At 68.5% G+C, this 26,811-nt stretch carries 27 protein-coding genes and 1 pseudogene; 21 read left to right on the forward strand and 7 right to left on the reverse strand.

Annotated features, from left to right (window positions below):
* Positions 1-9 precede the first annotated feature (9 nt).
* Complete coding sequence (locus tag CJ179_RS19540; RefSeq protein ID WP_083395791.1) at positions 10-1,053, forward strand: NAD-dependent epimerase/dehydratase family protein; 1,044 nt, start codon at positions 10-12, stop codon at positions 1,051-1,053.
* Positions 1,050-2,069, forward strand: coding sequence for a lysophospholipid acyltransferase family protein (locus tag CJ179_RS19545; RefSeq protein WP_072939868.1), 1,020 nt, complete (start codon positions 1,050-1,052; stop codon positions 2,067-2,069). The genes CJ179_RS19540 and CJ179_RS19545 overlap by 4 nt, the downstream gene beginning before the upstream one ends.
* A 15-nt stretch (positions 2,070-2,084) precedes the next feature.
* Here CJ179_RS19545 and CJ179_RS19550 read toward each other — a convergent pair whose 3' ends face one another.
* Positions 2,085-3,071 carry an HAD family phosphatase gene (locus tag CJ179_RS19550; protein ID WP_072939871.1) on the reverse strand — a complete coding sequence of 329 codons (987 nt, stop codon included), beginning with the start codon at positions 3,069-3,071 and terminating at the stop codon, positions 2,085-2,087.
* A 179-nt stretch (positions 3,072-3,250) separates the two neighbouring features.
* On the opposite strand from CJ179_RS19550, the gene CJ179_RS19555 reads away from it, so the two are divergent.
* The 9 genes from CJ179_RS19555 to CJ179_RS19595 all read left to right on the forward strand — a co-directional run bounded on the left by CJ179_RS19555 (position 3,251) and on the right by CJ179_RS19595 (position 11,300).
* A complete protein-coding gene (locus CJ179_RS19555) occupies positions 3,251-3,511 on the forward strand; it encodes a glutaredoxin family protein (RefSeq protein ID WP_072939874.1) in 261 nt (86 codons plus the stop codon).
* Positions 3,512-3,651: 140 nt separating this feature from the next.
* Positions 3,652-4,506 carry a redox-sensing transcriptional repressor Rex gene (locus CJ179_RS19560; protein ID WP_179377613.1) on the forward strand — a complete coding sequence of 285 codons (855 nt, stop codon included), beginning with the start codon at positions 3,652-3,654 and terminating at the stop codon, positions 4,504-4,506.
* The gene (locus CJ179_RS19565) at positions 4,503-5,939 is read left to right on the forward strand and encodes a glutamyl-tRNA reductase (protein ID WP_072939879.1); all 1,437 of its coding nucleotides are present in this window, start codon (positions 4,503-4,505) and stop codon (positions 5,937-5,939) included. The genes CJ179_RS19560 and CJ179_RS19565 overlap by 4 nt, the downstream gene beginning before the upstream one ends.
* Positions 5,936-6,901 carry a hydroxymethylbilane synthase gene (hemC, locus tag CJ179_RS19570; protein ID WP_072939883.1) on the forward strand — a complete coding sequence of 322 codons (966 nt, stop codon included), beginning with the start codon at positions 5,936-5,938 and terminating at the stop codon, positions 6,899-6,901. The genes CJ179_RS19565 and hemC overlap by 4 nt, the downstream gene beginning before the upstream one ends.
* A gap of 75 nt (positions 6,902-6,976) precedes the next feature.
* Entirely contained in the window at positions 6,977-8,542 is a 1,566-nt protein-coding gene (locus tag CJ179_RS19575) for a bifunctional uroporphyrinogen-III C-methyltransferase/uroporphyrinogen-III synthase (RefSeq protein ID WP_005251986.1), read from the forward strand.
* A 78-nt stretch (positions 8,543-8,620) separates the two neighbouring features.
* Positions 8,621-9,595 carry a porphobilinogen synthase gene (hemB, locus tag CJ179_RS19580; RefSeq protein ID WP_072940421.1) on the forward strand — a complete coding sequence of 325 codons (975 nt, stop codon included), beginning with the start codon at positions 8,621-8,623 and terminating at the stop codon, positions 9,593-9,595.
* A 28-nt stretch (positions 9,596-9,623) separates the two neighbouring features.
* Entirely contained in the window at positions 9,624-10,229 is a 606-nt protein-coding gene (locus CJ179_RS19585) for a hypothetical protein (RefSeq protein WP_072939885.1), read from the forward strand.
* 256 nt (positions 10,230-10,485) lie between these two features.
* Positions 10,486-10,968: a hypothetical protein gene (locus tag CJ179_RS19590; RefSeq protein WP_095862754.1), complete on the forward strand. Its 483-nt coding sequence runs from the start codon at positions 10,486-10,488 to the stop codon at positions 10,966-10,968.
* The gene (locus CJ179_RS19595; protein ID WP_095862553.1) at positions 10,965-11,300 is read left to right on the forward strand and encodes a hypothetical protein; all 336 of its coding nucleotides are present in this window, start codon (positions 10,965-10,967) and stop codon (positions 11,298-11,300) included. The genes CJ179_RS19590 and CJ179_RS19595 overlap by 4 nt, the downstream gene beginning before the upstream one ends.
* On the opposite strand, the gene CJ179_RS19600 is transcribed toward CJ179_RS19595, so the two are convergent.
* Positions 11,232-13,178 carry an acyl-CoA dehydrogenase gene (locus CJ179_RS19600; RefSeq protein WP_072939890.1) on the reverse strand — a complete coding sequence of 649 codons (1,947 nt, stop codon included), beginning with the start codon at positions 13,176-13,178 and terminating at the stop codon, positions 11,232-11,234. The two genes, CJ179_RS19595 and CJ179_RS19600, sit on opposite strands and share 69 nt — an antisense overlap.
* Positions 13,179-13,303: 125 nt before the next feature.
* A pseudogene (locus CJ179_RS19605) lies at positions 13,304-14,479 on the reverse strand (ISAzo13 family transposase); the annotation flags it as partial.
* Positions 14,480-14,714: 235 nt separating this feature from the next.
* Here CJ179_RS19605 and CJ179_RS19610 point away from each other — a divergent pair.
* Positions 14,715-15,047: a DUF3099 domain-containing protein gene (locus CJ179_RS19610; RefSeq protein ID WP_095862555.1), complete on the forward strand. Its 333-nt coding sequence runs from the start codon at positions 14,715-14,717 to the stop codon at positions 15,045-15,047.
* 18 nt (positions 15,048-15,065) lie between these two features.
* Here CJ179_RS19610 and CJ179_RS19615 read toward each other — a convergent pair whose 3' ends face one another.
* Both CJ179_RS19615 and CJ179_RS19620 read right to left on the reverse strand, forming a co-directional pair.
* Positions 15,066-15,569, reverse strand: a complete 504-nt coding sequence (locus tag CJ179_RS19615; protein ID WP_095862556.1) for a DUF427 domain-containing protein — start codon at positions 15,567-15,569, stop codon at positions 15,066-15,068.
* A 19-nt stretch (positions 15,570-15,588) separates the two neighbouring features.
* Positions 15,589-16,431: an alpha/beta fold hydrolase gene (locus tag CJ179_RS19620; RefSeq protein WP_095862557.1), complete on the reverse strand. Its 843-nt coding sequence runs from the start codon at positions 16,429-16,431 to the stop codon at positions 15,589-15,591.
* Positions 16,432-16,509: 78 nt separating this feature from the next.
* On the opposite strand from CJ179_RS19620, the gene CJ179_RS19625 reads away from it, so the two are divergent.
* On the forward strand, positions 16,510-16,968 hold the full coding sequence (locus CJ179_RS19625) for a MarR family winged helix-turn-helix transcriptional regulator (RefSeq protein ID WP_179377614.1): 459 nt from the start codon (positions 16,510-16,512) through the stop codon (positions 16,966-16,968).
* On the opposite strand, the gene CJ179_RS19630 is transcribed toward CJ179_RS19625, so the two are convergent.
* The gene (locus CJ179_RS19630) at positions 16,965-17,444 is read right to left on the reverse strand and encodes an Lrp/AsnC family transcriptional regulator (protein ID WP_012688922.1); all 480 of its coding nucleotides are present in this window, start codon (positions 17,442-17,444) and stop codon (positions 16,965-16,967) included. The two genes, CJ179_RS19625 and CJ179_RS19630, sit on opposite strands and share 4 nt — an antisense overlap.
* Positions 17,445-17,559: 115 nt before the next feature.
* Here CJ179_RS19630 and hppD point away from each other — a divergent pair, with 115 nt between their 5' ends.
* From hppD to CJ179_RS19670, 8 genes are all read left to right on the forward strand, one after another.
* A complete protein-coding gene (gene hppD, locus CJ179_RS19635) occupies positions 17,560-18,768 on the forward strand; it encodes a 4-hydroxyphenylpyruvate dioxygenase (protein WP_095862559.1) in 1,209 nt (402 codons plus the stop codon).
* 171 nt (positions 18,769-18,939) lie between these two features.
* A complete protein-coding gene (hemL, locus tag CJ179_RS19640; RefSeq protein WP_095862560.1) occupies positions 18,940-20,265 on the forward strand; it encodes a glutamate-1-semialdehyde 2,1-aminomutase in 1,326 nt (441 codons plus the stop codon).
* A gap of 79 nt (positions 20,266-20,344) precedes the next feature.
* Positions 20,345-21,004, forward strand: a complete 660-nt coding sequence (locus CJ179_RS19645) for a histidine phosphatase family protein (RefSeq protein ID WP_043826371.1) — start codon at positions 20,345-20,347, stop codon at positions 21,002-21,004.
* The gene (locus CJ179_RS19650; protein ID WP_095862561.1) at positions 21,001-21,600 is read left to right on the forward strand and encodes a TlpA disulfide reductase family protein; all 600 of its coding nucleotides are present in this window, start codon (positions 21,001-21,003) and stop codon (positions 21,598-21,600) included. The genes CJ179_RS19645 and CJ179_RS19650 overlap by 4 nt, the downstream gene beginning before the upstream one ends.
* Positions 21,597-22,427, forward strand: coding sequence for a cytochrome c biogenesis CcdA family protein (locus CJ179_RS19655; RefSeq protein ID WP_072939917.1), 831 nt, complete (start codon positions 21,597-21,599; stop codon positions 22,425-22,427). Before CJ179_RS19650 ends, CJ179_RS19655 begins: the two co-directional genes overlap by 4 nt.
* Complete coding sequence (locus CJ179_RS19660) at positions 22,424-24,088, forward strand: cytochrome c biogenesis protein ResB (RefSeq protein WP_095862562.1); 1,665 nt, start codon at positions 22,424-22,426, stop codon at positions 24,086-24,088. Before CJ179_RS19655 ends, CJ179_RS19660 begins: the two co-directional genes overlap by 4 nt.
* Positions 24,085-25,062 (forward strand): c-type cytochrome biogenesis protein CcsB, encoded by a 978-nt coding sequence (gene ccsB, locus CJ179_RS19665; protein WP_072939922.1) that lies wholly within the window; start codon positions 24,085-24,087, stop codon positions 25,060-25,062. Before CJ179_RS19660 ends, ccsB begins: the two co-directional genes overlap by 4 nt.
* A 94-nt stretch (positions 25,063-25,156) precedes the next feature.
* Positions 25,157-26,479, forward strand: a complete 1,323-nt coding sequence (locus CJ179_RS19670; protein WP_072939924.1) for a MinD/ParA family protein — start codon at positions 25,157-25,159, stop codon at positions 26,477-26,479.
* A 47-nt stretch (positions 26,480-26,526) separates the two neighbouring features.
* Here CJ179_RS19670 and CJ179_RS19675 read toward each other — a convergent pair whose 3' ends face one another.
* Positions 26,527-26,730 (reverse strand): hypothetical protein, encoded by a 204-nt coding sequence (locus CJ179_RS19675; protein ID WP_072939927.1) that lies wholly within the window; start codon positions 26,728-26,730, stop codon positions 26,527-26,529.
* Positions 26,731-26,811: the final 81 nt, after the last annotated feature.

Here is a 26,811-nt window from a genome sequence, read left to right on the forward strand (position 1 = left end):
CGGACGGCGGTGCCGCGCGTCGTGCTGGTCACTGGGGCCAGCAGGTTTCTGGGTGGATATCTGGTCACCCGGCTCGCTCAGAATCCGGCCATCGAGCGGGTGATCGCGGTGGACGCGGTGTCGCCGAGCAAGGACATGTTGCGCCGCATGGGCCGCGCCGAGTTCGTGCGCGCCGACATCCGGAATCCCTTGATCGGCAAGGTTATTCGTAACGCCGAGGTCGATACCGTCGTGCACGCGTCGACGCTGGCGCGCCCGCCGAAGTCGGGTAGTCGCGCGGCCATGAAGGACATGAACGTCATCGGCGCGATGCAGTTGTTCGCCGTCTGCCAGAAGGCTCCGAGCGTCCGTAAGGTCGTGTTGCGTTCGGCCTCCGTGGTCTACGGCTGCAGCGCCAAGGACCCGGCCAAGTTCACCGAGGAGATGAGCGCCCGGCGCCGCCCGGCGGGCGCGTACGCGCGGGACTGCATCGAGATCGAGGGGTATCTGCGCGGAATGGGGCGCAGGCGCCCCGACATCGGCGTGTCGATCGTCCGCCTCGCACCGCTGGTCGGGCCGCGACTCAACGCGACGGTCGCGCAGTACCTCACCTCACCGGTCGTGCCGACCATTCTCGGGCGGGACGCACGCCTGCAGGTCCTGCACGAAGAGGACGCGCTGGCCGCGCTGGAACGGGCCACGGTGTCGGGTCCGGCGGGCACGTTCAACGTCGCGGGCGACGGCGTCGTGATGATGTCGCAGGCCATCCGCCGCGCCGGGCGGATCGAGGTCCCGATGCCGTTCGGGTTGTTCCGCAACCTCGGACGTGCGCTGATGGGGCCGGTGATGCGGTCGTACACCACCGAGCAACTCGAGTACTTCCATTTCGGTTGCGGACTGGACACCACGCGCATGCGAACCGAACTATCCTTCGAGCCACGGTGGACCTCGATGCAGGCGCTCGACGACTTCGCTCGTGCTGCCGGCGTCAAGGCGATCATCAAGAACGAATGGGTCGACGCAGCAGAGAACGCACTACTCGCTCTTACCGGCACGGCGAAAGGGGAGAGGTGAACGAAGTGGCGAAGGTCATTCCGTTGCACGGTGCGACAGCCGCGCGCGGGACCGCTATCGGACGTTCGAGGCGTGAGCAGAGCGAGAGCAGACATCCGTCCGCGATGCCGCCGCCCTCCGTGATCACCCCACCCCAGCCCGTCACCGAGTCCTCGGCGGTCGACGCCGTCCGCCACGCCCTGGCCGAGCAGATCGTCAACACCGCCGAGTTCGTGCGCCGCCGGCTCTCGGGCGACTATCACGTCGACGACTTCGGCTACGACCCCCACTTCGCCGAGAACGTGTGGCTCCCCATCCTGCGTCCGCTGTTCGACAAGTGGTTCCGCGTGGAGGTCAGCGGTCTGGAGAACATTCCATCGACCGGCGGTGCGCTGGTGGTCGCCAACCATGCCGGTGTGCTGCCCATCGACGGCCTGATGACCTCGGTCGCCGTTCACGACCATCACCCTGCGCATCGCCCGCTGCGGATGCTGGCCGCCGATCTCGCGTTCGAGATGCCGCTCGTCGGTGGTGTCGCACGCAAGGCCGGGCACACGCTCGCGTGCCACCCGGACGCCGTGCGCCTGCTGCAGGACGGGGAGGTCGCGGCCGTGTTCCCCGAAGGTTTCAAGGGCATCGGCAAACCGTTCAGCGAACGGTACAAGTTGCAGCGGTTCGGCCGCGGTGGCTTCGTGTCCGCCGCCATGCGGACCGGTGCGCCGATCATTCCGTGCTCGATCGTGGGGTCCGAGGAGATCTACCCGAAGATCGGTGAACTCGGGACGCTCGCCCGACTGCTGGGGATGCCGTACTTCCCGGTGACCCCGCTCTTCCCGCACTTCGGGCCGCTCGGGCTCGTGCCGTTGCCGTCGAAGTGGTACATCGAGTTCGGCAAGCCGATCGTCACCGACACGTACGACGCGTCGGCGGCCGACGACCCGATGGAACTGTTCGAGGTCACCGACCACGTCCGGGAGACCATCCAGCAGACGCTGTACCGGCTCCTCGCGAAGCGCCGGAACGTGTTCCTGGGCTGAGCCGCGGCGGGCGGCTCAGGCCGCCTGTTCGCGGCGGCGCGCGACGACGGCGGCGAGTGCGCCGCCTGCCGCGCCGAGGAGCAGCGCGGTGGGAACGCCGATCTTGGCGGCCTTGCGTCCGGTCCGGAAGTCGCGGATCTCCCAGCCCCGGTTCTTGGCGAGCTCACGCAGATCGGTGTCGGGGTTGATCGCGACCGCGGTCCCGACGAGCGACAGCATCGGCACGTCGTTGTGGCTGTCCGAGTAGGCGGTGCAGCGCTTGAGGTTGAGGCCCTCGCGGACCGCGAGGGCACGCACGGCGTGTGCCTTGCCGAGGCCGTGCAGGATGTCGCCGACCAGACGTCCGGTGAACATCCCGTCCTCGCTCTCGGCGACCGTGCCGAGGGCGCCGGTGAGGCCGAGGCGTTTCGCGATGACCTGCGCCAGTTCCACCGGGGTCGCGGTGACGAGCCACACCTGCTGTCCGGCGTCGAGGTGCATCTGCGCCAGCGCCCGGGTGCCGGGCCAGATCTTGTCGGCGATCACCTCGTCGTAGATCTCCTCACCGAGCCGGGCGAGTTCGGCCGTCGACCGTCCGGAGACGAACGACAGGGCCTTCTCCCGGCCGGAGGCGACGTCGTCGCTGCTCTCCTTGCCGGTGACGCGGAACTTGACCTGCTTCCACGCGAAGTCGAGGAGGTCGGACGTCTTCAGATACTTGCGGGCGGCGAGCCCGCGCGCGAAGTGGATGATCGAGGCGCCCTGGACCATCGTGTTGTCGACGTCGAAGAACGCGGCGGCCGTCAGGTCGAGGGGAACGTCGTGTTCGACCAGTTCGGTGTCCTCGCCGGACGCGACGTGAAGTGCGAGGGCCGCGTCGGCGCTCGCCTCACCTGCGACGTTGGCACGTACCTCGGCTTCGCTGGGTCCCAGCGGATTCCTGAACTGGCGTCGGCCCGGGAGGATGATCCCCGCCAGACCTGAACCGAAACCCGAGCCGTTCGGTAGTGATCGCGCAGGCACTCGCACCTCCCGTATCGCAGAAGCCTCTGGGAGCAGCCTATCCCCCGAATCGGGGACGGGGCGGGTGGATGGCCCCGCGGGGGGAACTGTGTGACGTTCATCTCCGAGCCGATTGGCGTCCGCGGACCCCGAAACGGCACAGTGACTCCACCGGAGGCGTCGAAAGGAAGTGGCGGGGCATGAGCACGGGTGGACACGAGGTGACGCTTCTCACGAGGGCGGGGTGCGGTGCGTGCGCGCCGGCCCGCGAGCGGTTGCTGGTTCTGTGCGAGGAGTTCGGGCTGGAACTGACGTGCATAGACGTCGACGCGGCGGCGGCCACGGACCCCGAAATCCGGGCCGAATTCGGCGACCGATTGCCGGTGGTGTTGCTCGACGGACGTGAGCACAGTTACTGGGAGGTTGACGAAGAGCGCCTTCGCTCGGATTTACGCAAGTAAGGGAACCCTAAAAGTGGGATCGTCCGATGCCGTGCAGGTAGGACCGCATGTCGCGCAGTCGCAGCGACTTTGTGCATGGGTTCACAAGCAGTTACCGTGGTGTGAACAATTCCCCGGAGCATCGTGAAGAACGGCATCGAATGCCGGTCGGACGAGGAGCCAACGACGTGACCGAAACGCACCAGACGCATGGGTCTGTGGCCCCTGGCGTCACGGGGGCGGTCGGGCAGTCTGTGGTCGGGTCGCCGGCCCCCTCGAGCACCGGCGCGGCCCCGCTCGCCGAATCGCGGGACATCCCCCAGGCTACGGTGACGCGCCTCGCGACATACCTGCGGGTCCTCGGAGTGCTGACCGAACGCGGCACGATCATCGTCTCGAGCGAGGAACTCGCCGCCGCCTCCGGTGTCGGCTCCGCGAAGCTTCGCAAGGACCTTTCCTTCCTGGGCCCGAACGGTGTGCGGGGCGTCGGTTACGACGTGACGCGCCTGCGGGCCCGCATCGAGCGGGCGCTCGGCCTGGACCGCGGACACAAGGTGGTGCTCGTCGGCGTCGGGAACCTCGGCCAGGCGCTCGCCGGCTACGGCGGTTTCGGCCGGCGCGGGTTCTCCATGGTCGGACTGTTCGACAGCGACCCGGCGCGGGTCGGTGCGCCGGTGGGCGACCTCACCGTGCGGCACGTCGACGAACTCGAGCAGGCCTGCGCCGAACTCGAGGCCACCATCGGAGTCATCTCGACCCCCGACGAGGCGGCGCAGGAAGTCGCCGACCGTCTCGTGCGCGCCGGACTGCGCTGCATCCTCAGCTTCTCGCCCACCTCCCTCGACGTCCCCGATCACGTCGAGATGCGCCGCGTCGACCTCGCGGTCGAAATGCAGGTCCTGTCGTTCAACAGCGCACGCAACACGGAATCGGTACCCACCGCTCCCCGCGTCCGCATCGGACATTCGGCTGTCCCGTCCACCGCACCAAGAAACGGATCAGTGATCGCGCCGTGAGTGTTCTGCTTGTCGGGGTCTCGCACAGGACGGCCCCGGTGCCGGTTCTCGAGCGGGTGGCTGTCACCGACACCGATCGCCCGAAGTTGACGGACAAGCTTCTGGCGTCGTCGCACATCTCGGAGGCGATGATCGTCTCCACCTGCAACCGGGTGGAGATCTACGCCGTCGTCGATGCGTTCCACGGTGCGCTGGCCGAGGTCGGCGAACTGCTCGCCGACCATTCGGGGCTCGATCTGACCGATCTGCACCGGCACGCGTACGTCCGCTACAGCGAGGCTGCGGCGGAGCACCTGTTCGCCGTGGCCAGTGGTCTCGACTCGATGGTGATCGGCGAGCAGCAGATCCTGGGGCAGATCCGGACCGCGTACGCGTCCTCCGACGCCCAGCAGGCCGCGGGCCGCACGCTGCACGAACTCGCGCAGCAGGCGCTGCGCGTCGGCAAGCGGGTGCACTCGGAGACCGGTATCGACTCCGCGGGCGCGTCCGTCGTGTCCGTGGCCCTCGACCGCGCCGCCGGCATCGTCGGCGCAGGCGGACTGACCGGACGGACCGCCGTCGTGGTCGGCGCCGGATCGATGGGCGGATTGTCCGTCGCACACCTCACGCGTGCCGGGATCGGCCGCATCGTCGTCGTGAACCGCACCAAGGAGCGCGCCGAACACCTCGCCGACACGGCCCGGTCCAACGGCGTCGCGGCGGAAGCCCTCGACCTGGCCGAACTCGCGGATGCGATGGCCCAGGCGGATGTCCTCGTGACCTGTACCGGCGCGGTCGGCGCCGTCGTCACGCTCGCGGACACCCACCGCGCGCTGGCACAGCCCGGCCGCGCTCCCGAACGCCCCCTCGTCATCTGCGACCTCGGACTGCCCCGCGACGTCGAACCCGCCGTGTCCGGTCTGCCCGGGGTCACCGTCCTCGACATGGAATCGCTGCAGCGCGATCCCGCCGCGGGCGCGGCCGCATCCGACGCCGACGCCGCCCGGACGATCGTCGCCGCCGAACTCGCCAACTACCTCGCAGGCCAGCGGCTGGCGGAGGTCACGCCGACCGTCACGGCCCTGCGCCAGCGCGCGGCGGACGTGGTCGAGGCGGAGCTCATGCGACTGGATTCGCGTCTGCCCGGACTCGACGATCCCGAGCGCGACGAGGTCGCCCGCACGGTGCGGCGAGTGGTCGACAAGCTCCTGCACGCGCCCACCGTCCGCGTGAAGCAGCTCGCCTCCGCGCCCGGTGGCGACTCCTACGCCGCCGCTCTGCGCGAATTGTTCGAACTCAGCCCCGGATCCGTCGAGGCCGTAGCGAAGCCCACCGAACTCGGTGGCGCCGACCTGGGTGCCATCGACATCACCGACGGCTTCATCGCAGGCCAGGACCCGCGCCTGCGCCGCTTCGTCGGAGACGACAACCATGGGAAGGAATCGCAGGCATGAGCGCCGTCGGCACCCGTACGCTGCGGATCGGAACCCGTGGGAGTGAGCTCGCGACCACCCAGGCCGGAACCGTGCGCGACGCACTGATCTCGGCCGGGCACGACGCCGAACTCGTCATCATCAAGACCAAGGGCGACCAGTCCATGGAATCGGTGGAGAAGATCGGTGTCGGCGTCTTCACCGCCGAACTCCGGGAAGCGCTCGCCGACGGCCGGGTCGACGTGGCCGTCCACTCCTACAAGGACCTGCCGACCGCCCGCGACGAGCGGTTCACGATCGCGGCCATTCCGCCGCGCGAGGATCCCCGCGACGCGCTCGTGGCCCGCGACGGACTGGTCCTCGGTGAGCTGCCCGCCGGTTCGAAGGTCGGCACGTCCGCACCTCGGCGCACGTCGCAGTTGCGGGCGCTGGGCCTCGGCCTCGACATCCAGCCGCTGCGCGGTAACCTGCAGCGGCGCCTCGGCAAGGTCGAATCCGGTGAACTCGACGCCGTGATCCTGGCCCGGGCGGGCCTGGCGCGGATCGGGCGACTGGACCTGATCACCGAGTCCCTCGAACCGGTCCAGATGCTGCCCGCACCCGCGCAGGGCGCGCTCGCCGTCGAATGCCTGTCGGTGAACACGGCGCTCGTCGCGATCCTGTCCGAGCTCGACGACCCCAACAGCCGCGCCGCCGTCACTGCGGAACGCGCACTGCTCGCGGAACTCGAGGCCGGCTGCACCGCGCCCGTCGGCGCCATCGCCGAGGTCGTCGAATCCCTCGACGACGACGGCCGCATCTTCGACGAACTGTCCGTCCGGGGCTGCGCCGCGGCCATCGACGGTTCCGACGTCATACGCACGGGGGCCGTGGGCTCCCCGGAGAACGCCGAAGAACTCGGCCGCTCCGTCGCGCGGGAGCTTCTCGAGCTCGGTGCGCGGGAGCTGATGAATGTCACCGAGGCCGGTGATGCCGATGTTTGATGTGCGAAGGCCGACTGATCGGCCGATCCGCTTCCTGTACCCATCTCGACACATGATCGCACTGGAGAATTACCGATGAGCCGAGTCCGTAAGAACACCCCCGGACGAATCCTGTTCGTGGGATCCGGACCGGGCGATCCGGCACTGCTCACCGTGCACGCACGGGACGTCCTTGCCGCAGCCACCCTCGCCTTCACCGACCCCGACGTCGACAAGGGCGTCACCGTTCTGGTGGGCACCGACCTGGGCGTCGACGCCGAGACCGGTGAGCCGCTCGCCGAGGTCCGTCCCGCACTGGGGGAGCCGGCGGAGGTCGCGAAGACCCTCGTCCACGAGGCGAGGAACGGCCACGACGTCGTGCGTCTGGTGTCCGGCGACCCGCTGACCACCGACTCCGTGATCGCCGAGGTCACCGCCGTCGCCCGCACTCAGGTGCAGTTCGAGGTCCTGCCGGGCCTGCCGTCCGCGTCCGCCGTCCCCTCTTACGCCGGTATGGCACTGGGGTCGGGACACACCGAGGCCGACGTCCGCGGCGAGGTCGACTGGGCAGCCCTGGCCGCCGCACCCGGACCGCTGGTCCTGCACGCCACGTCGGGCCACCTCGCCGAGACGGCGAGCGCCCTCGTCGAGCACGGTCTGGCCCCGCAGACCCCGGCCGCCATCACTGTCCGCGGCACCACCCGCCAGCAGCGCACGGTGGAAGCCACCCTCGCGACGCTGAACGAGGCCGGTTCGGAACTGGTCGGTTCGCTGGTCGTGACGGTCGGCAAGGTCGTCGCCCAGCGCAACAAGATGTCCTGGTGGGAGTCGCGCGCGCTGTACGGCTGGAAGGTCCTGGTGCCGCGCACCAAGGATCAGGCAGGCGAGATGAGCGACCGCCTCGTCACCCACGGCGCCATCCCGATCGAGGTGCCCACCATCGCCGTCGAGCCGCCCCGCAGCCCGGCACAGATGGAACGGTCCGTGAAGGGCCTCGTCGACGGCCGCTACCAGTGGGTGGTCTTCACCTCCACCAACGCGGTGCGTGCGGTGTGGGAGAAGTTCGAGGAGTTCGGGCTCGACGCCCGCGCGTTCTCCGGCGTCAAGATCGCCTGCATCGGCGAGGCCACCGCAGCCAAGGTGCGCTCGTTCGGAATCAACCCCGAACTCGTGCCGTCCGGTGAGCAGTCGAGCGAAGGCCTGCTGGCCGAATTCGCCCCGTACGACGATGTTTTCGACCCGGTCAACCGGGTTCTGCTGCCCCGCGCCGACATCGCCACTGAGACGCTCGCCGAGGGCCTGCGCGAACGCGGCTGGGAAATCGACGACGTCACCGCGTACCGCACCGTCCGGGCTGCGCCGCCGCCGGCCGAGACCCGCGAGATGATCAAGACCGGTGGGTTCGACGCCGTCTGCTTCACCTCGTCCTCGACGGTCCGCAACCTCGTCGGTATCGCCGGAAAGCCGCACGCGCGCACCCTCGTCGCCTGCATCGGTCCCAAGACCGCCGAGACGGCCATCGAGTTCGGTCTGCGCGTGGACGTGCAGCCGGAGACCGCTCAGGTCGGCCCGCTGGTGGAGGCTCTCGCAGAGCACGCCGCGCGCCTGCGCGCCGAGGGCGCACTGCCCCCGCCGCGCAAGAAGTCCCGCGCTCGGCGATAGGCGCTACGCGCCTGTGCGTGGTTGAGGAGTCCAGGGACTCGTCAACCACTCACAGGCCCGACGAAGGAGGGCATGTCCGTGTTTCCGACCCACCGCCCGCGACGGCTCCGCCGGACGCCGGCGCTGCGCCGGCTCGTGGCCGAGACTTCGCTCGAGCCACGGCATCTCGTGTTGCCGATGTTCGTCGCGGACGGGATCGACGAGCCTCGCGAGATCTCGTCGATGCCCGGCGTGTTCCAGCACACCCCCGACTCGCTGCGGCGGGCGGCCACGGAGGCGGCCGAGGCGGGGCTCGGCGGGCTCATGCTCTTCGGGGTGCCGCGTCCCGACGACAAGGATCCCGAGGGTTCGGGTGCGTCCGATCCGGACGGTATTCTGAACCGCGGATTGCGCTGGCTCGCAGACGAAGTCGGCGACGCGACGGTGATCATGGCGGACACCTGTCTGGACGAGTTCACCGACCACGGCCATTGCGGTGTTCTCGACGCGAACGGTGCGGTGGACAACGATCTCACGCTGCAGCGGTACGTCGACATGGCGGTCGCGCAGGCCGAGGCCGGTGCGCATCTGCTCGGGCCGAGCGGAATGATGGACGGCCAGGTCGGCGCCATCCGGAAGGCGCTCGACGGCGAGGGTTACACCGACGTCGGTCAGCTCGCGTACTCGGCGAAGTACGCCTCCGCGTTCTACGGGCCGTTCCGTGAGGCGGTCGGTTCGTCGTTGCAGGGCGATCGCCGTACGTACCAACAGGATTCGGCGAACCGCCGCGAATCGTTGCGTGAGGTGGACCTCGACGTCGACGAGGGTGCCGACATGGTGATGGTGAAGCCGGCGATGTCGTACCTGGACATCCTGCGCGAGACGGCGGACCGCTCGCCGGTGCCCGTTGCGGCGTATCAGATCTCGGGTGAGTACTCGATGATCACGGCCGCCGCGCAGAACGGCTGGATCGACAGGGACGCCGCGATCCTCGAATCGCTCACCAGCATCCGCCGCGCGGGCGCCGACGTCGTGCTGACCTACTGGGCGACCGAAGCGGCGGGCTGGTTGTGATCGCCTCGCAGGCGGATACGGTGGTGCCATGACCCAGCAGTGGCCACCGACACCGCCGCACCAGGCCCCGCATCAGCAGAGCCCGTCCCCGCACAATTTCCCGTACCCCCCGCCGGTGCCGCAGCCGAAGCCCGAACGTCCGGCACCGGTCGACGTCGGCACCGCGGCCCAGTTGCTGTGGGTGGTGGCCGTGCTCGGTCTGGTCCAGGCGCTGGCCGCGATGGTTCTCGTGGTGGGGGAGAAGTCGACGTTCGTCGACGAACTGATGAAGAACCCCAGCTTCACGTCCGGCGAGGTCGACATGACCCGCGACGGTGTGGAGAAGCTGTTCTACGTGGGTATCGGGTTCACGGTCGTCCTCATTCTGATCCTCACCGGGCTCTTCGTCCTGTTCGTGCACTTCATGCGGAAGGGCCGGAACTGGGCCAGGATGCTGATCACCATCGCGTGCGTGATGATGGTGGTGTGGACGATCCCGGTGCTCTTCGGTATCGGATCGGACGGAAGCGCTTCCGCGCTCGCACTCGGCGGCGTGCAGATCCTGCAGGCCGTGGTGGCAGTCGGCGCCGTCGTGCTGATGCACCGGAAGGATTCCAACAGCTACTTCCTGAGGTTGCCACCCTCCGCCGAGTAGCTTCGATTTGCTCGTGAAATATAAAGATGTACCGTGAAGTACGTCACAAGGGTAGAACGGCAGACTTCATTTCGACCGAAGGACTTTTCTCCATGCGCGCTGACGATCGAGCACACGGGTCTCGCAAAGAAGCAATGATGTTCGCGATCATCGTGGCCTTCGTGCTACTGACTCTGTTGCTCGTCGTGATCCCCGGCGTGCTGTCCTGACGAGCCCCACGTATTCCTCGCGGACCGCGATGTCGCAGGATGAGCGTGTGAGCGAAACTGCCGTCCTGTTCAGTGAGCCGGGCGCCCGCTGGCGGATGCTGGCGTTCGGTCCGGTGTTCTGCCTGATCGCCTTGATCATCGAACTTCTGACCGGCCCTGTGGTGCACTGGTTCGCGCTGTCGCTGTTCGCGGTGCTGCTCAGCGGGTTCGTCTACGTGCAGGTGGTGGCCGCGCGCAGGCATGCGAGCGTCGAACTCACGACGTCGTCGTTGCGGCAGGGCACCGAAGACCTGCCGATCACCGAGATTCTGAAGATCATGCCCCCCGCCGACCCCGAGTCGTACGAGCAGCAGCCGTGGGAAACCGCCCGGAGTCTGGGCGAACTGTCCGCGGTTCCGCGACGCCGGAAGGGCATCGGACTGCGACTGCGGGGCGGCGCCCTCGTGCAGGCGTGGGCGAAGGACGACGTGGCACTGCGCGCGCAACTCGAATCGCTGCTCGCGAATTCGGCGGGAGGATCTTCCGAATGAACCGCCGGACCGTGACGGCGGCCGCGGAGTGGCTCGGCGCCGTGGCCGCCCTCGCCGTCGCAGTGTGGTGCTGGAACCACGCCCGGGTCACGTCGGAATTCGGTCCCGTCGCGCCGGGTGCGCCCTCGTTCGAGGGCACCGCGTATACGGGGTCGTGGATCGCCGTCGCCGCCGCACTGGTGGCGGTCGCCGGACTGCTGGTGATCGATTCGGTGCGCCGGCTACGACCCGGCCCGGCGGGCGAACCCGCCGAGCCGGCCCCGTCACCGGAAGATCTGGGTCTTGCGGACGGTGTCGGTCCCGGGACCGTCGAGCATCGCGGAGCCGAGTAGCGCCTCGGGAACCCCGAGCCCCTCGATGAGCGTCTGCGCGTGCGGCCGCAACGACCGGCACCGCTCGTTGATTCCCCTCTGCACCGCCTTCGACCGCTCCACCGACAGTTGCCGGTGTTCCATGAACCACGCCTTGTCCTCCTCGATCACGCTCAGCGCGTAGAGGTCGCAGACATCGCTCAGCAGGTCGCGGGCCTCGTCGTCCTCGCACTCGTCGATGCCGGCGACGAACGCCTCGAGCACGATCCGGTCGATGTGAGCCTGCGCGGCGTGCAGCACATGATCCTGCACGAAATTGAAGGCGTCGAACGGGTTCTCCTCGCGCTTCTGCGCACCCTGCAGGCGGCGGGCGGCGGTCGACAGCAGGTACTGCTCCCGATCCTCGAACATCGTGAGCTGGGTGCCGCGGTTGAAGAGGCTGCCGTCCTCCTCGTTGTCCTGCCTCGTGTCGAGGATCGTCTGGATGATCTGCTGTGCGGCGGTGCGCTTCTTGACGACGTCGGAGACCGTCGTGGCCGCGAACCGCATCCATTCGACGGGGCTCATGCCGCGCACCTCGTCCGCATACGACGTGAGCAGTTCCTTGGCCACCAGCTGAGTCAGGACGTGGTTGTCGCCCTCGAACGTGGTGAACACGTCGGTGTCCGCCTTCAGCGCCGTGAGCCGGTTCTCGGCCATGTACCCGGCACCGCCGCACGCTTCCCGGGCCTCCTGGATCGCGCGGGTGGCGTGCCAGGTGTTCGCCACCTTGAGCCCGGCGGCGCGGCCCTCGAGTTCGCGCTGTTCCTGGGGGTCGGCGTCGTCACGGCTCTGGATCTCGTGCATCGTGGCGACGAGTTCGTTCTGCGCGAATTGCAGTGCGTAGGAGCGTGCGATCAGCGGGAACAGCCTGCGCTGGTGCACGAGATAGTCCATGAGCAGCACTTCGTCCTCGGCCTGAGGCGCGTTGAACTGCCTGCGCTGCAAGGCATAACGGGTCGCGATCGACAGCGCGACACGGGCGGCGGCGCCCGCGGACCCGCCGACGGTGACGCGTCCGCGCACGAGAGTGCCCACCATCGTGAAGAAGCGGCGGTTCGCGTTGTCGATCGGTGATGTGTACGTGCCGTCCGGCTCGACATCGGCGTACTTGTTGAGCAGGTTCTCCCGCGGAATTCTCACCTGGTCGAACGTGATCCGGCCGTTGTCGACCCCGGGGAGGCCACCCTTGTAGCCGCAGTCCGACGTGTGGACGCCGGGGAGGTCGTTGCCCTCCTCGTCCCGGATCGGCACCACGAAGCAGTGCACGCCCCGGGACTCGCCGCCCGTGATCAACTGCGCGAACACCGCGGCCGTCGTCGCGTGCTGCGCCGCGCCGCCGATGTAATCCTTGCGCGAGGACGGTGTGGGGGAGTGGACGACGAATTCGGCTGTCTCCGGGTCGTACGTGGCGGTGGTCTCGAGCGCCTGCACGTCGCTGCCGTGACCCGTCTCCGTCATCGCGAAACAACCCAGCAGATCCAGGTCGACGAGACGCTTCACGTACGCCTCGTGATGGCGCGCCGTGCCGAGATTCTCGATCGCGCCGCCGAAAAGTCCCCACTGCACGCCGGCCTTGACCATCAGCGACAGGTCGGACATCGCCAGCATCTCGATGCTCGTGACGGCGGCGCCGGCGTCGCCGGTGCCACCATGGTCTTTCGCGAATCCGGCGGCCGCGTAGCCGTTGCTCGCGAGCACGCGCAACTGTGCCAGCGCCTTGGCGCGGGCCTCGTCGAGGTCGGGGGTGTAGTGCGGGGCGAAGTCGGGGGCGCCGGACAATTCCGCCCTGACGCGCTCGCGTACCTCCCGCCAGCGTCCGTCGAGTGTGCTTCTCAAGTGGTCAGCTGTGGTGGCCATGACTCGACAGTAGCCGTCGCTGTGAGGCGCGCGGCGTCGGTCGCGGAACCGGCGATACCGATACCGCCGAGAAGCATTCTTGCTCTAAGGGTCCGCGATGAAATAAGTTAGTCGGGTTCGGGCGTGTCGGGGTGTGGGTGGAGGGTGTAGTTCCATTCGCCGTGGAAGTCGTGGCGGGTGAGGATTCCGGTGTCGGCCAGGGATGCCATGTCGCGGTCGGGGATCTTGATGCCGGTGGGGTATTCGGTGGTGTCGAGTTCGGCGCGCACGGATAACCCGGTGCGGGTGGTCGTGGCGGCGATGGTCTCGACGATGACTTCGTGACTGGTCAGGGGGCGTCCGCGCCAGTTCATTGAGATGTGGGAGAACAAGCGGTGTTCGATCTTGTTCCATTTGCTGGTGCCCGGGGGCAGGTGGCAGACGGTGATAGTCAGCCCGGTGCGCGAAGCGAGGGCGGCCAGTTCGGTCTTCCATTGCCGGGTGCGGTATCCATTCGATCCGCCGCCGTCGGCGCAGATCAGCAGTCGGCCGGCCTGCGGATAGGCGTCGGTCCCGACCGCGTCCCACCAGCGGCCGATGGTGGACACCGCGAACGCCGCGGTGTCGTGGTCGGTGCCCACCGAGACCCATCCGGCGTCGGCGGCGACGTCGTAGACGCCGTACGGGTTGGCTTTGCCGAGGGCGGGATCGATGAAGTCGTGGACCTTGACGTTCTCGGGCAGCCCGGCCGGGGACCATTCCCGTCCACCGTTCTTGTAAGGCCCGACCAACTCTTTCTTCTTGGTGTCCACGCTGATTACCGGATCCGATGAGGCCATGTGCTCCTCGGTCCGATCGTGTAGATAGTGGAACTGGGCATCGCGGTCGGGGTGCTGGCCACCCTCGGCGGTCTTGGCGTTGGCCTGCAGACTGTAGCCGAGTTCCTTCAGTAGCCGTCGGACCACGAAATCGCTGACCTGAAAACCCTTCTCGGTCAAAGCGCGCGCGAGTGTGCGGGTGGATTTACAGGTCCATCGCAGCGGCGACTCCGGGTCCCCTCGCGTGTCGGGATCGATCAGCGCCTCGAGCGCGGCCACGATCTCGGGCTCGTGCGTTTCGGCGCGTTTACGTCCGCCGCCGGGTTTACGTGAACGTTCTACCGGCACATCGGATATCGATTCGGCTTCGGTGCGTCCCCGGCGCACGGTGTCGGCGGCCACGCCCGTCGCGGCGGCCACGATGGCCACCCCGCCGGGGCCGAGTTGTGCCGCCTCGGTCCCCAGCCACAACCGGCGCTGCCGCTCCGTCAAATGCGCACGCATCGCCTCGAAACGCCGCCCCAGAGTGTCCACCGCATCCGCCACAGCACAACGATAGCCTCACCACACTCGAAAACGAAGTTAATTCATCGCGGACCCTAAGCATCTGCGGTCGCCTAGGAGTGGGACACCTCCGATGTCGCACCCTTCAACCCGTACAACGTGATCTGGCGGATCCAGCACTGGATTCGCAGCGGCATCCGCGACTGACCGGGACGGTATCGGGTACTCCCGTGCGGTGAGCTTTTCCCACGCACTACGGTCCGCCGTCACAGGTGCAGGCGCTCGGTGGGCCTCCGCGCCGAGTGGCACCGCACGCCACCCGATCAGCATCACCACGGCGTCGGTGTCACTCGAGGAACAGCATCGGCGACGGGTGCGCAGGTACGTGATCGTGGCGTCCGGCAGGACTTTCGCGTTCCTGCTGTCGGCGGTGGTCTACGGAGTCACCGGCAACCCGTGGGCGGCTGTGGCGATCATCGGTGTGTCGCTTCCGCTGCCGTGGTTCGTTGCCCTGATCGTCGACGACTTGCCGCCGTGGGAGAAGGACGAGTCTCACGATAGTGGGTGAGGCGTGTGACCGCGGCGATCACCAGAAACGACTGCCGGGCCCACCCTTGAAGGGGCCGACCACCCGATCGGTGATCCAGCCGCCGTAGAACCCTCCCGCCTGGGGTCGCGCCCGCTCGCCGTCGACGAAACAGCCGTCCATCGGTCCGGGCGTGACCGCCACGTGCCCGAGAAGGAGGTCGTAGCCGGCAACTGGCCGCGGATAGTGCCACGCCGCACGCTCGGCGACGTGTCCGCCCGCGACGACGTCGAAATAGTCCGCCCGCCCCTTCCACTCGCACACCGTGCTCCCGGCGACCGGACGCAGGACGCCGTCGGCGAAGCACGACCGCGGCAGGTAGTACGTCGGCGGGTGGCTCGTCTCGAGCACTCGCAACGGGGTGCGGGTGCGCGCGACGAGTTGTCCGCCGAACCACACCTCCACCAGCTCGTCGCTCCGCCGGACCGCGGGCGGTCGCGGGTAGTCCCACACCGACTCCTGTCCCGGACCGACGGGGTCCGGCACCGGACGGCCGCTCGTCACGGGAGGTCCGCCGACGTGATCACAGCGCGGCCAGGTATCGCACCGGGTCGCGCCAGAACGCGGTGATCACGTCGGCGAGGGTGGCCGGATCCGCGATCAGTGGTGTGACGTGGCCGGCGCCGTCCACTGCGGTGGCCGCGCCGTGCGGCAAAGTCGCCGCGGCGGCACGTGCCTGCTCGAGGGAGATCATCGTGTCTGCGCGGGGGACGATCATCAGCGTCGGTGCACCGATCCGGGGGAGAAGCGGGTCCAGCCCCTCGCGGTGCAGCATGATCGACTGCATCGCCTCGTGCATGCCACGCCGCGGCGCCTGCCGGAAGGTCCGGGAGACGGCCTGGAACTGCTGCGGGTGATTCCGTGAAAGCTCTTTGCCGAGAAGGACGTTCATCACCGCGGTCGTGAGCGGTGGAATCGGCCCGGCGATGCGGTAGGCCCACACCATCGGCACGATCCTGGCGCGTTCCCGTCGGGTGAGGGCTTGGGTCGGTGTCCCGATCGTCACGACGGTGCGGCACCGGTCGGGACTGTGGGCGGCCGCGACGAGTCCGACGTGTCCACCCCAGGCGTTGCCCACCCAGTCGACGGGTTCGATGATGTCGAGCGCGTCGAGGACGGCGACGGCCGCCGCGGCGCACTCCTCCAGCGTGAACCGTCGCTGCACGGCGGTGCTCTCCCCGTGGCCGGGTCCGTCGATCGAGATCAGCCGCCGATCCGCGACCAGGTGGCTGCGCAGGGGAGCCCACGTCGTCGAGTCGACGAAAAGGCTGTGCCAGAGCACGGTCGGCGGTCCGCTGCCGGTGACGTGGACGGCGAGGTTCCCGACGCTCGTCGGGATCGTGCGGGTGATCGTTCGTGTGTCCATGGGATGCCCCAGATGAGTGACGTCTCGAGAATTGCTTCGGAAACCGAAACTTCGGTAACCGTAGTATTCTCCTGTGTCATGGAACGGTCAAGAGGTCTGCCGACCGATCGGCCGGCGGTGGGACAGTTGCTGGTCCGTCTGCTGCACGAGTTCCGCCGGGAGTTGAGCGAACCCATGGCGGAGCGCGGGTACGGCGACATCCGGCCACCGCATCTGCAGATCTTCGGCAACATCGGCTGGGACGGGCGGCGGCTGACCGAGATCGCCGCCCGGGCCGAACTGAGTCTGTCCGCCGCGTCCGAACTGATCAACGATCTCGAGGAACTCGGGTACGTCGAGCGGGTGCCGGACACGCGGGATCGGCGGGCGAAACTCGTCGTCCCGACCACGCGGGGGCGGCAGGCGCTGCAGGACGCCGCGATACGGGTCGCCGAGATCGAGCGCCACTGGGGCGGCCTCGTCGGCCACGACCGTTTCGACGACGCCTGCTACCTGCTCAGTGCACTGCTGGACGAGCTGGGTTCCGAGGACCCCTAGGCGCGCGGTGGTGGGACCGCGGCGCGGACCAGCTGGTCGTGCCGCAGCGCGATCTGGGTCTGCGTCGCGATGACCGTCGACGAACGAAGGACGTTGTGCCCGTCGACGATCGAGTTGATCACCCGCTGCAGGTCGGCGTGGGTGCGGGCCACCACCCGGACCAGGACGTCGCCGGCGCCGGTGATCGTGTGCGCTTCCAGCACTTCGGGAATGGCGGTCAGATGCTCGACGACGGCGGCGTGTCCGTTGCCCTGGGCGATCTCGAGGGTGGCGAACGCGACCACGGGAAACCCCAGCGCCTCCGGGTCGAGGGTCGGTGCCGAACTGGTGATCACGCCGGTGCGTTCGAGCCGGTCGAGTCGCGCCTGAACCGTGCCGCGCGCCACCCCCAGGCGTCGCGACGCCTCCAGCACGCCGACCTTCGGCTCGGCATGGAGCAGGTCGAGCAGTGCGGCGTCGAGTTGATCGATGTTCATGGCGTCCCTGGTCAATATGTAGGGTCGATCCGTATTTTGATCCAGCATTCTGTACAGAGTGAACAGCGTCAAGAAGCACCGTTGCGCAGCGGTGTGTGCTGGATCACAGTGGGGTATGACTATCGCCGACATCCGCCTGACGCCGCACGAAGTGGCCGCACACCTGGAGACCGACGAGCTCCGGCAGCTGGTCGGGCTCGTCGAACACGACGACACCGCGGACCCGTTTCCCGTGGTCGCGATGGACGCCGTCGTGTTCGTGTGCGGCAATGCGACGCAGAGCATGCAGTACTTCGTCTCCACCTGGGGCATGACCCTCGTCGCCTATGCCGGGCCGGAGACCGGGCAGCGCTCGCACAAGTCGTTCGTCCTCGAATCCGGAACGGCGCGGTTCGTGCTGCACGGCGCCGTGGACCCGAAGAGCCCGCTCGCCGACCACCACCGGGCCCATGGCGACGGCGTGGTGGACCTGGCCATGGAGGTGCTCGACGTCGACCGCTGCATCGCACACGCACGCTCCCAGGGGGCCACCATCCTCGAGGAACCACGAGACGTCACCGATCAGCACGGCACCGTGCGGCTCGCGGCGATCGCCACCTACGGCAGCACCCGGCACACCCTCGTCGACCGCAGCCGGTACGACGGCCCCTACTTACCGGGATTCGTCTCGCGCTCGAGCGGTTACGCGGCGCGGCCGGGGAAACCGGCTCGCCTGTTCCAGGCGCTCGACCATGCGGTCGGCAACGTCGAGATGGGCCGGATGGATCACTGGGTGCGGTTCTACAACCGGGTCATGGGATTCACGAACATGGCCGAATTCGTCGGCGACGACATCGCCACCGAGTACTCGGCGCTCATGTCGAAGGTCGTGGCGAACGGCAACCACCGGGTGAAGTTCCCGCTCAACGAACCGGCGGTGGGGAAGAAGAAGTCGCAGATCGACGAATACCTCGAGTTCTACGGTGAGCCGGGCTGCCAGCATCTTGCCCTCGCCACCGGCGACATCCTCGCGACCGTCGACGCGCTGCGGGCTGAGGGCGTCGAGTTCCTGGCCACCCCCGACGCCTATTACGAGGATCCGCAACTCCGAGCCCGCATCGGCACGGTGCGGGTGCCGGTGGGGGAACTGCAGAAACGCGGAATCCTCGTCGACCGCGACGAGGACGGGTACCTCCTGCAGGTCTTCACCAAACCGCTCGGCGACCGGCCGACGGTGTTCTTCGAGGTGATCGAACGGCACGGATCGCTGGGGTTCGGGGCAGGTAACTTCCGGGCCCTCTTCGAATCCATCGAGCGCGAACAGGCGGCCCGCGGCAATCTGTGAGCTCCGGTCGGCACGCGGTGCATCATCGACGGATGGCGATGATGGCGATGCGGGCGATGTTCGCCTCGCTCGTCCCGGAACGTCCCGGCGCGACGGATCGGGCAGAGTGATCCTGGCCACCCACTACACCCTGTCGTTGGCAAATTCGACAGAACTGGGACACTGGAGGCCGTGACTGTTTCCTCCGGTGACCCCGACGTGCACGCTTCCCGCTCCGCCCAGCTCTTCGAGAGGGCTGATCTGGTCATTCCCGGCGGTGTCAACTCCCCGGTGCGGGCGTTCCACTCGGTCGGCGGCACCCCGCGGTTCATCAGGGAAGCGTCCGGCTACACGCTCACCGACGTCGACGGCAACGACTACGTCGACCTCATCTGCTCCTGGGGACCGATGATCCTCGGGCACGCGCACCCCGCCGTCGTCGAGGCCGTGCAGAAGGCGGCCACCACCGGCCTCTCGTTCGGCGCGCCCACCGAGGGCGAGATCGAACTGGCCGAGGAGATCGTCCGCCGCGTCGCACCGGTGGAGAAGGTGCGGCTGGTCAACTCCGGCACCGAGGCCACCATGAGCGCCGTCCGCCTCGCCCGCGGATTCACCGGCCGGACCAAGGTCCTCAAGTTCTCCGGCTGCTACCACGGACACGTCGACGCGCTGCTCGCCGACGCCGGCTCGGGACTGGCCACGTTCGGCCTCCCCACGTCGCCCGGCGTCACGGGCGCGCAGGCCGAGGACACCATCGTCGTGCCCTACAACGATCTCGACGCCGTCGCCCAGGCCTTCGCCGCGAACGAGGGCCAGATCGCGTGCGTCATCACCGAGGCCGCCGCGGGCAACATGGGCGCGGTGGCGCCGCAGCCCGGATTCAACGAGGGCCTGCGCAAGCTGACCCGCGACAACGGCGCACTGCTCATCATGGACGAGGTGATGACCGGATTCCGGGTCAGCTCCGCCGGCTGGTTCGGGCTCGACGGCGTCGCCGGCGACCTCTACACGTTCGGCAAGGTGATGAGCGGTGGTCTGCCCGCCGCCGCGTTCGGTGGCCGCGCCGACGTCATGGCGCACCTCGCCCCCGCCGGACCCGTCTACCAGGCAGGCACCCTGTCCGGGAACCCGGTCGCCGTCGCCGCCGGGCTCGCCAGCCTGCGCGCCGCGGACCAGGGTGTGTACGACGCCCTCGAACGCAACAGCGCCACCCTGCGGACGCTGCTGTCCGACGCACTGACCGCGGCGAGCGTGCCGCACCGCGTGCAGACCGCGGGCACCATGCTCAGCGTGTTCTTCAGCGAAGACCCGGTCACCAACTACGCCGAGGCCAAGGCCGCCCAGACCTGGCGCTTCCCGGCCTTCTTCCACGGACTGCTCTCCCGCGGGGTGTACCCGCCGCCGAGCGCGTTCGAGGCGTGGTTCGTCTCCGCCGCCATGGACGACACCGCATTCTCGATCATCGCCGACGCCCTGCCGCACGCCGCGAAGGCCGCCGCCGCGGCCGTCCAGCCCTGACGAGTCTTCCCCTCCGGGGGCCGGCGGCCCCGCCGCCGACACCCACCTGACCTCCCGCCCCGACCCGAGGAACCGCAACGTGACCGAAGCCGATCATCCCGACCACACACAGACCCGCACCATCGTGCACGTGCTCCGGCACGGCGAGGTGCACAACCCGCGAGGGATCCTCTACGGCAGGCTCCCCGGGTTCCGGCTGTCGGTGACGGGTGAGGCGCAGGCCCGCGCGGTGGCGTCGGTGCTGGCCAAGCACGACATCACGCACGTGGTGTCCTCACCGCTGCAGCGGGCGCAGGAGACGGCCGCCCCGATCGCCGACGCACACGGCGTCGACATCGCGACGGACGAGAACCTCATCGAGGCCGGCAACGAATTCGAGGGACTCAAGGTCTCCGTCGGCGACGGCGCGCTGTCCCGTCCCCGGCACTGGTGGAAACTGCGCGACCCGTTCACACCGTCCTGGGGCGAGCCGTACCTGCAGATCGCGCACCGCATGCTGGCCGCCGTCAACACCGCCCGCGTGTCGGCGGTCGGACACGAGGCCGTCGTCGTCAGCCACCAACTCCCCGTCTGGACCCTCCGCCGGTTCCTGCAGGGGGAGCGGCTGTGGCACGATCCGCGCCACCGGCAGTGCGGTCTCGCGTCGCTGACGTCGCTCGTCTACGAGGGCGACACCCTCATCGACATCGTGTACTCGGAGCCCGCGGGCGCGTCGGATCCGAGGGTGACCGGGGCATGAACCGGGGGCGCTTCGCCGGGCTTCTCGCGGTGATCTGTACGGCCGCGGTGTCGCTGTCGGCGTGTGCGTCCGGCGACGACGCCGTGGCTCAGGGCGGCACGTTCGACTTCGTGTCGCCGGGCGGTCAGACGGAGATCTTCTACGACCCGCCTGCCGACCGCGGCACCATCGGCACGGTGTCCGGACCCGATCTGATGACCGAGGGTAAGACCACCTCGATCGACGATTTCGAGGGTCAGGTCGTGGTCCTCAACGTGTGGGGGCAGTGGTGCGGCCCGTGCCGGGGTGAGGCGAACGACCTCGAGCAGGTGTACGAGGAGACCAAGGACCAGGGCGTGTCGTTCCTCGGGATCAACGTGCGGGACAACCAGCAGGACAAGGCGCAGGACTTCGTGATCGACAACAAGGTGTCGTACCCGTCGATCTACGACCCCGCCATGCGGACGATGATCGCGCTGGGTCAGAACTACCCCACGAGCGTCATCCCCACCACGATCGTGCTCGACCGGGAACACCGCGTGGCCGCGGTGTTCCTGAAGGAACTGCTCGTCGAGGACCTGAAGCCGGTGGTCGAACGGGTGGCACAGGAATCGTGAACACCAGCACTGCCCTTCTCGCCGGCGGCGTCGGCGACGCCTTCCAGTCCACCGCGGCCACCGGACCGCTGCTGCTCGCGCTCGGCGCGTGCGTCCTCGCCGGTCTGGTGTCGTTCGCGTCGCCGTGCGTCGTGCCGCTCGTCCCCGGTTACCTGTCCTACCTCGCGGGTGTCGTCGGTGCGGACGCCCCGGCCGTCACCGCTGAGGAAGCAGCCACCCGGACGAAGACCGTGTCGGACGGACGGTTGCGGGTCGCGGGCGCCGCAGCCCTGTTCGTCGCCGGTTTCACTGTGGTGTTCGTGCTGGCCACCGCGTCGGTGTTCGGCGCCATCTCGGCCCTCGCGATCAACCGCGACGTCCTGATGCGGGTCGGCGGAGTGGTCACCATCGCCATGGGCCTGGTGTTCATCGGTCTGATCCCGGCCCTGCAGCGCGACACCCGGCTCGAGCCGCGGCGCATCTCCAGCCTGGCCGGGGCCCCGCTGCTCGGTGCCGTCTTCGCGCTGGGCTGGACGCCGTGCCTCGGACCGACCCTGGCGGGCGTCATCTCCCTCGCCGCGGGCACCGACGGTGCCACCGCGGCCCGCGGAGTGGCCCTGATCGTCGCGTACTGCCTCGGCCTCGGGTTGCCGTTCGTGATCCTCGCGCTCGGCTCGTCCCGCGCGCTGCGCGGCGTCGGCTGGCTGCGCCGCAACGCGCGCACGATTCAAATCTTCGGCGGAATCATGCTGGTGGCCGTGGGTATCGCCCTCGTCACCGGCGCGTGGGACCAGTTCGTCGGCTGGGTTCGCGACGCCTTTATCTCGGAAGTGACCCTGCCGATATGAGCGACATCCAGACTCCCGAGGCCCCGGAAGCCGCACCGGTGCCCCGTCAATCGTTGCCGGGCCGCGCGTTCGCGCTGGTCCGCAACACGTGGCGCGGCCTCACGTCCATGCGCACGGCGCTGGTGCTGCTGTTCCTGCTCGCCCTCGCCGCGATCCCGGGCGCGCTGCTGCCGCAGCGCAGCCTCAACGCAGGCAAGGTCGACGAGTACATCGCGAACCGGCCGACCCTCGGTCCGTGGATGGACAAGCTCGAACTGTTCGACGTGTTCGGCAGTTTCTGGTTCACCGCGATCTACGTCCTGCTCTTCATCTCCCTCGTCGGCTGCATCCTGCCCCGCTGCGTCGACCACGCCAAGGCGCTGCGCACCCGTCCGGTGCCCGCCCCGCGGAACCTCGCGCGACTGCCGCACCACCACGAGGACCGGGTTGACGAGACACCGGAGGAACTCGCCGCGCGCATCCGCACCCACCTGAAGGGGTGGCGGGTCGAGACCCGCGCGGGCGGGGAACGGGCCGCCCACGACGGCGAGATCACCATCTCCGCGGAGAAGGGCTACTTCCGCGAACTCGGCAACCTCGTCTTCCACCTGTCGCTCGTCGCGCTGCTCGTCGCGATCGCCGTCGGCAAGCTGTTCGGCTACGAGGGCAACGTGATCGTCGTCGCCAACAACGGTCCGGGGTTCTGCACCACCTCGCCCGCGGTGTTCGACTCGTTCAAGGCGGGCAACACCCAGGACGGCACCGGCATGACGCCGCTGTGCATCAAGGTGAAGGACTTCGCCGCCGACTACCTCGACAGCGGTCAGGCCGAGATGTTCACGTCCAACATCGCCTACCAGGCCGGCGACGACCTCGAGACGAACACCTGGCGGGACGGGCAGTTGCAGGTCAACCACCCGCTGCGCGTCGAGGGTGACCGCGTCTACCTTCAGGGACACGGGTATGCGCCGACGTTCACCGTCACGTTCCCGAACGGGGAAACCCGCACCGAGACGCTGCAGTGGCGTCCCGACGACGCGACGACATTCCTGAGCAGCGGCGCGATGCGGTTCGACCCGCCCGGCGGCATGTACCCCGACACCGACGAGCGGCGGAAGAACCAGATCGCGATCGAGGGGCTGTTCGCCCCGACCGCGCTGCTGCACGGCAACCTGCTGGCGTCGAGTTTCCCGGCGATGAACGACCCGGCCGTCGCCATCGACATCTACAAGGGCGACACCGGCCTCGACACGGGCAACCCGCAGTCGCTGTTCTCGCTCAACACGGAACTGATCAACCAGGGCCGCCTCGTGAAGCAGGACCGGGTGAATCTGAAGCCGGGGGAGAGTTCGACCCTGTCCGACGGCACCCAGGTGCGGTTCGACGGCGCCGTGGACTTCGTGAACCTGCAGGTGTCGCACGACCCGGCGCAGCAGTGGGTGCTGGTGTCGGCCCTGACGATGATGGCAGGACTGCTCGTCTCGCTGCTGGTCAAGCGCCGCCGGATCTGGGCTCGCATCTACCCCGCGGACGCCGCCGAGCCGCGGCCACGACGTACTGTAGTAGAGCTTGGTGGACTCGCCCGGACCGATCAGGCCGGCTGGGGCGACGAGTTCGGCCGGCTCTGCACCCGTCTGCTCACGGACGACACGAAGCCTGACGCGCAGGAGAGCCAACGATGACGACCAACGAGACACTGGCGCAATACAGCGACTGGGCCTTCCGATCAGCCTTCACCGTGCTGGTGCTGGCGCTCGTGCTGCTCATCGTGCAGTACGCGTCCACCCGTGCGCAGGCCGTGCAGGACCGGGAACTCGTGTCGGCCGGATCCGGCGCTCGCCCGTCCGAAGCGCCCGACGTCCCCGGTCGGGTGGTCGAGCAGCCGAAGAAGCCCCTGTCCGAGCGTTTCGGCGGCATGGGCGCCGCCGTGCTCGTCGTCGGCACGGTACTGATCTTCGCGTCGATCGTGCTGCGCGGATTCGCTACCGAGCGGTTCCCGCTCGGCAACATGTACGAGTTCGTGACCATGGCCTGCGCCGCCGCGCTCGTCGTCGGTCTCGCACTGCTGTCGAAGCCGGCGTACCGGTCGATGTGGGTGTTCCTGCTCGTTCCCGTCCTGATCCTGATGTTCCTCGCCGCCACCGTGCTGTACGCGGACGCGGCACCCGTGGTGCCCGCGCTGCGGTCGTACTGGCTGCCGATCCACGTCACCATCGTGAGCGTCGGTTCCGGTGTGTTCCTCGTGTCGGGCATCGCGAGCCTGTTGTTCCTGCTGCGCATGCGGTACCCGCACGGCGAGGAGGGGACGAGCCTGTTCGCGCGGATCGCGGAGCGGTTGCCGGACGCGCAGACACTGGACCGCCTGGCATACAAGACCACCATCATCGGGTTCCCGCTGTTCGGTGCCGGAGTCATCCTCGGCGCGATCTGGGCCGAGGCGGCGTGGGGCCGATTCTGGGGCTGGGACCCCAAGGAGACGGTGTCGTTCATCGCCTGGGTGATCTACGCCGCCTACCTGCACGCCCGCGCGACGTCCGGATGGCGCGACACCAAGGCCGCATGGATCAACGTGGCGGGCTTCGTCGCAATGCTGTTCAACCTGTTCATCATCAACATGGTGGTGTCGGGATTGCACTCGTACGCGGGCCTGAACTGACGGTCGCCACCGACTGATATCCTTCCGCCGCGACGTCTCCGATCGGTGAGATCCGGTGGGGACGATGGAGACTTCACGAGGGGGACGTTCAGCCATGTCCGAAAACAACTCCGGCATGTGGGAGCCGGTACGGCCTGCATCGAATCCGCCCGCGGACGACACCGGATCGACCGTCGCCTGGAACGCCGCGCGGCAGGCCCCGTACGTTCAGCCGCAGGGTCCCAATCCGTTCGCACAGCCCGCCGCCCAGGCCCCCGCCGCCGCACCCGTGCGGCCGCAGACCCAGGCCCCCGCCCCGCAGCAGGCGCCGGCTGCCCCCGCCGTACCGCAGGCTCAGGCACCCCAGCCGGCGGCGTTCACGCCCCCGCAGCAGCCGCCGGTCCAGCACACACCCCCGCCGCAGCCGGGTGCGTTCGCGCCCCAGCAGCCCGCGAATCGTCCGCACAACACGAACGCCGATCAGCAGTACGCGGTGTCCGCCCGTGACCTGTCGACGTCGCTGCTCCTCAAGCAGGTCAAGCCCGCCCCCACCACCGGGTGGCGCAAGGCGCTGTACCAACTGTCCGGCCGCTACATCAACGTCGGGAACAGCGCGAAGGAACAGCGGCGGATCGAGCTGACCAAGCAGGTCAACCAGCCGCTGCAGGGGTGCTACAAGATCGCGCTGCTCAGCCTCAAGGGCGGAGTCGGCAAGACCACGACCACCGCGACCCTCGGCTCCACGTTCGCATCACTGCGCGGCGACCGCGTCATCGCCGTCGACGCCAACCCCGACCGCGGCACGCTGAGTCAGAAGATTCCCCTCGAGACCCCCGCGACGGTGCGGAACCTGCTGCGCGACGAGAAGAGCATCGAAAAGTACAGCGACGTCCGCAGTTACACGTCGCAGAGCCGGCACCGGCTCGAGGTGCTCGCATCCGACAGCGACCCGGCCGTCTCGGAGGCGTTCAGCGCCGACGACTACTCGCGGACCGTCACGATGCTCGAGAAGTTCTACAGCATCGTCCTCACCGACTGCGGCACCGGACTGATGCACTCCGCGATGCAGACCATCCTCGAAGAGGCCGACGCACTCGTGGTGGTCAGTTCGGGATCCGTCGACGGCGCCCGAAGCGCCTCCGCCACACTCGACTGGCTCGACGCCCACGGATACCGCGAACTCGTGGCCCGGTCGGTGGCCGTCGTCAATGCGGTGCGCCCCAGGTCGGGCAAGGTGGATCTGCCGAAGGTCGTCGAGCACTTCGAGCAGCGATGCCGCCTCGTGCGGCTGATTCCGTTCGACCCGCACCTCGAAGAGGGCGCCGAGATCGAACTCGAGCGGCTGCGTCCTAAGACGCGCAACGCACTCCTCGAACTGGCCGCCGCGGTGGCCTCCGACTTCCCGGCGTCGAGTTTCGCGCTACAGGACCGTCGCTGAGGCAGTGACGCCGATGGTGCCGGCCCAACCGGCACCACGGCTGTTTCTCATCCGGCCGGGTCCGCCGGACCGGCATCGGGTTCGTCGGACTTCTTCCGACGCGTCTCCCGATCCACCTTCCACAGGAAATCCGGATCGTCGTCCGGTCCCTGCACCCGCGTGCTCAGCACGGGCCTCGTATTCGGGCCGAACGCCTTCCACATCAGGACCGCCACTGTCACGAGCCCGATGAGTGCCAACAGATAGATCACCGCGCACCTCCTTACACCGCTCGAGGGTAGCCGGTATTCCTCGAGCGTAGCCGCGTCGGCAGCAGAGGGCACCTACCCGGT

It is taken from the genome of Rhodococcus sp. ACS1 (assembly GCF_002300155.1).
Classification (GTDB): domain Bacteria; phylum Actinomycetota; class Actinomycetes; order Mycobacteriales; family Mycobacteriaceae; genus Rhodococcus_F; species Rhodococcus_F koreensis.

Excerpts from the sequence above, each read along its gene's own strand:
- CJ179_RS19575 (WP_005251986.1), top strand. The coding sequence starts at position 6,977 with ATGAGCCGAGTCCGTAAGAACACCCCCGGACGAATCCTGTTCGTGGGA.
- CJ179_RS19600 (WP_072939890.1), bottom strand. The coding sequence starts at position 13,178 with ATGGCCACCACAGCTGACCACTTGAGAAGCACACTCGACGGACGCTGG.
- CJ179_RS19620 (WP_095862557.1), bottom strand. The coding sequence starts at position 16,431 with ATGGACACACGAACGATCACCCGCACGATCCCGACGAGCGTCGGGAAC.
- CJ179_RS19670 (WP_072939924.1), top strand. The coding sequence starts at position 25,157 with ATGTCCGAAAACAACTCCGGCATGTGGGAGCCGGTACGGCCTGCATCG.
- CJ179_RS19595 (WP_095862553.1), top strand. The coding sequence starts at position 10,965 with ATGAACCGCCGGACCGTGACGGCGGCCGCGGAGTGGCTCGGCGCCGTG.
- CJ179_RS19585 (WP_072939885.1), top strand. The coding sequence starts at position 9,624 with ATGACCCAGCAGTGGCCACCGACACCGCCGCACCAGGCCCCGCATCAG.
- ccsB (WP_072939922.1), top strand. The coding sequence starts at position 24,085 with ATGACGACCAACGAGACACTGGCGCAATACAGCGACTGGGCCTTCCGA.
- CJ179_RS19625 (WP_179377614.1), top strand. The coding sequence starts at position 16,510 with ATGGAACGGTCAAGAGGTCTGCCGACCGATCGGCCGGCGGTGGGACAG.
- CJ179_RS19560 (WP_179377613.1), top strand. The coding sequence starts at position 3,652 with ATGCCGGTCGGACGAGGAGCCAACGACGTGACCGAAACGCACCAGACG.
- CJ179_RS19630 (WP_012688922.1), bottom strand. The coding sequence starts at position 17,444 with ATGAACATCGATCAACTCGACGCCGCACTGCTCGACCTGCTCCATGCC.
- hppD (WP_095862559.1), top strand. The coding sequence starts at position 17,560 with ATGACTATCGCCGACATCCGCCTGACGCCGCACGAAGTGGCCGCACAC.
- CJ179_RS19650 (WP_095862561.1), top strand. The coding sequence starts at position 21,001 with ATGAACCGGGGGCGCTTCGCCGGGCTTCTCGCGGTGATCTGTACGGCC.
- CJ179_RS19555 (WP_072939874.1), top strand. The coding sequence starts at position 3,251 with ATGAGCACGGGTGGACACGAGGTGACGCTTCTCACGAGGGCGGGGTGC.
- CJ179_RS19660 (WP_095862562.1), top strand. The coding sequence starts at position 22,424 with ATGAGCGACATCCAGACTCCCGAGGCCCCGGAAGCCGCACCGGTGCCC.
- hemC (WP_072939883.1), top strand. The coding sequence starts at position 5,936 with ATGAGCGCCGTCGGCACCCGTACGCTGCGGATCGGAACCCGTGGGAGT.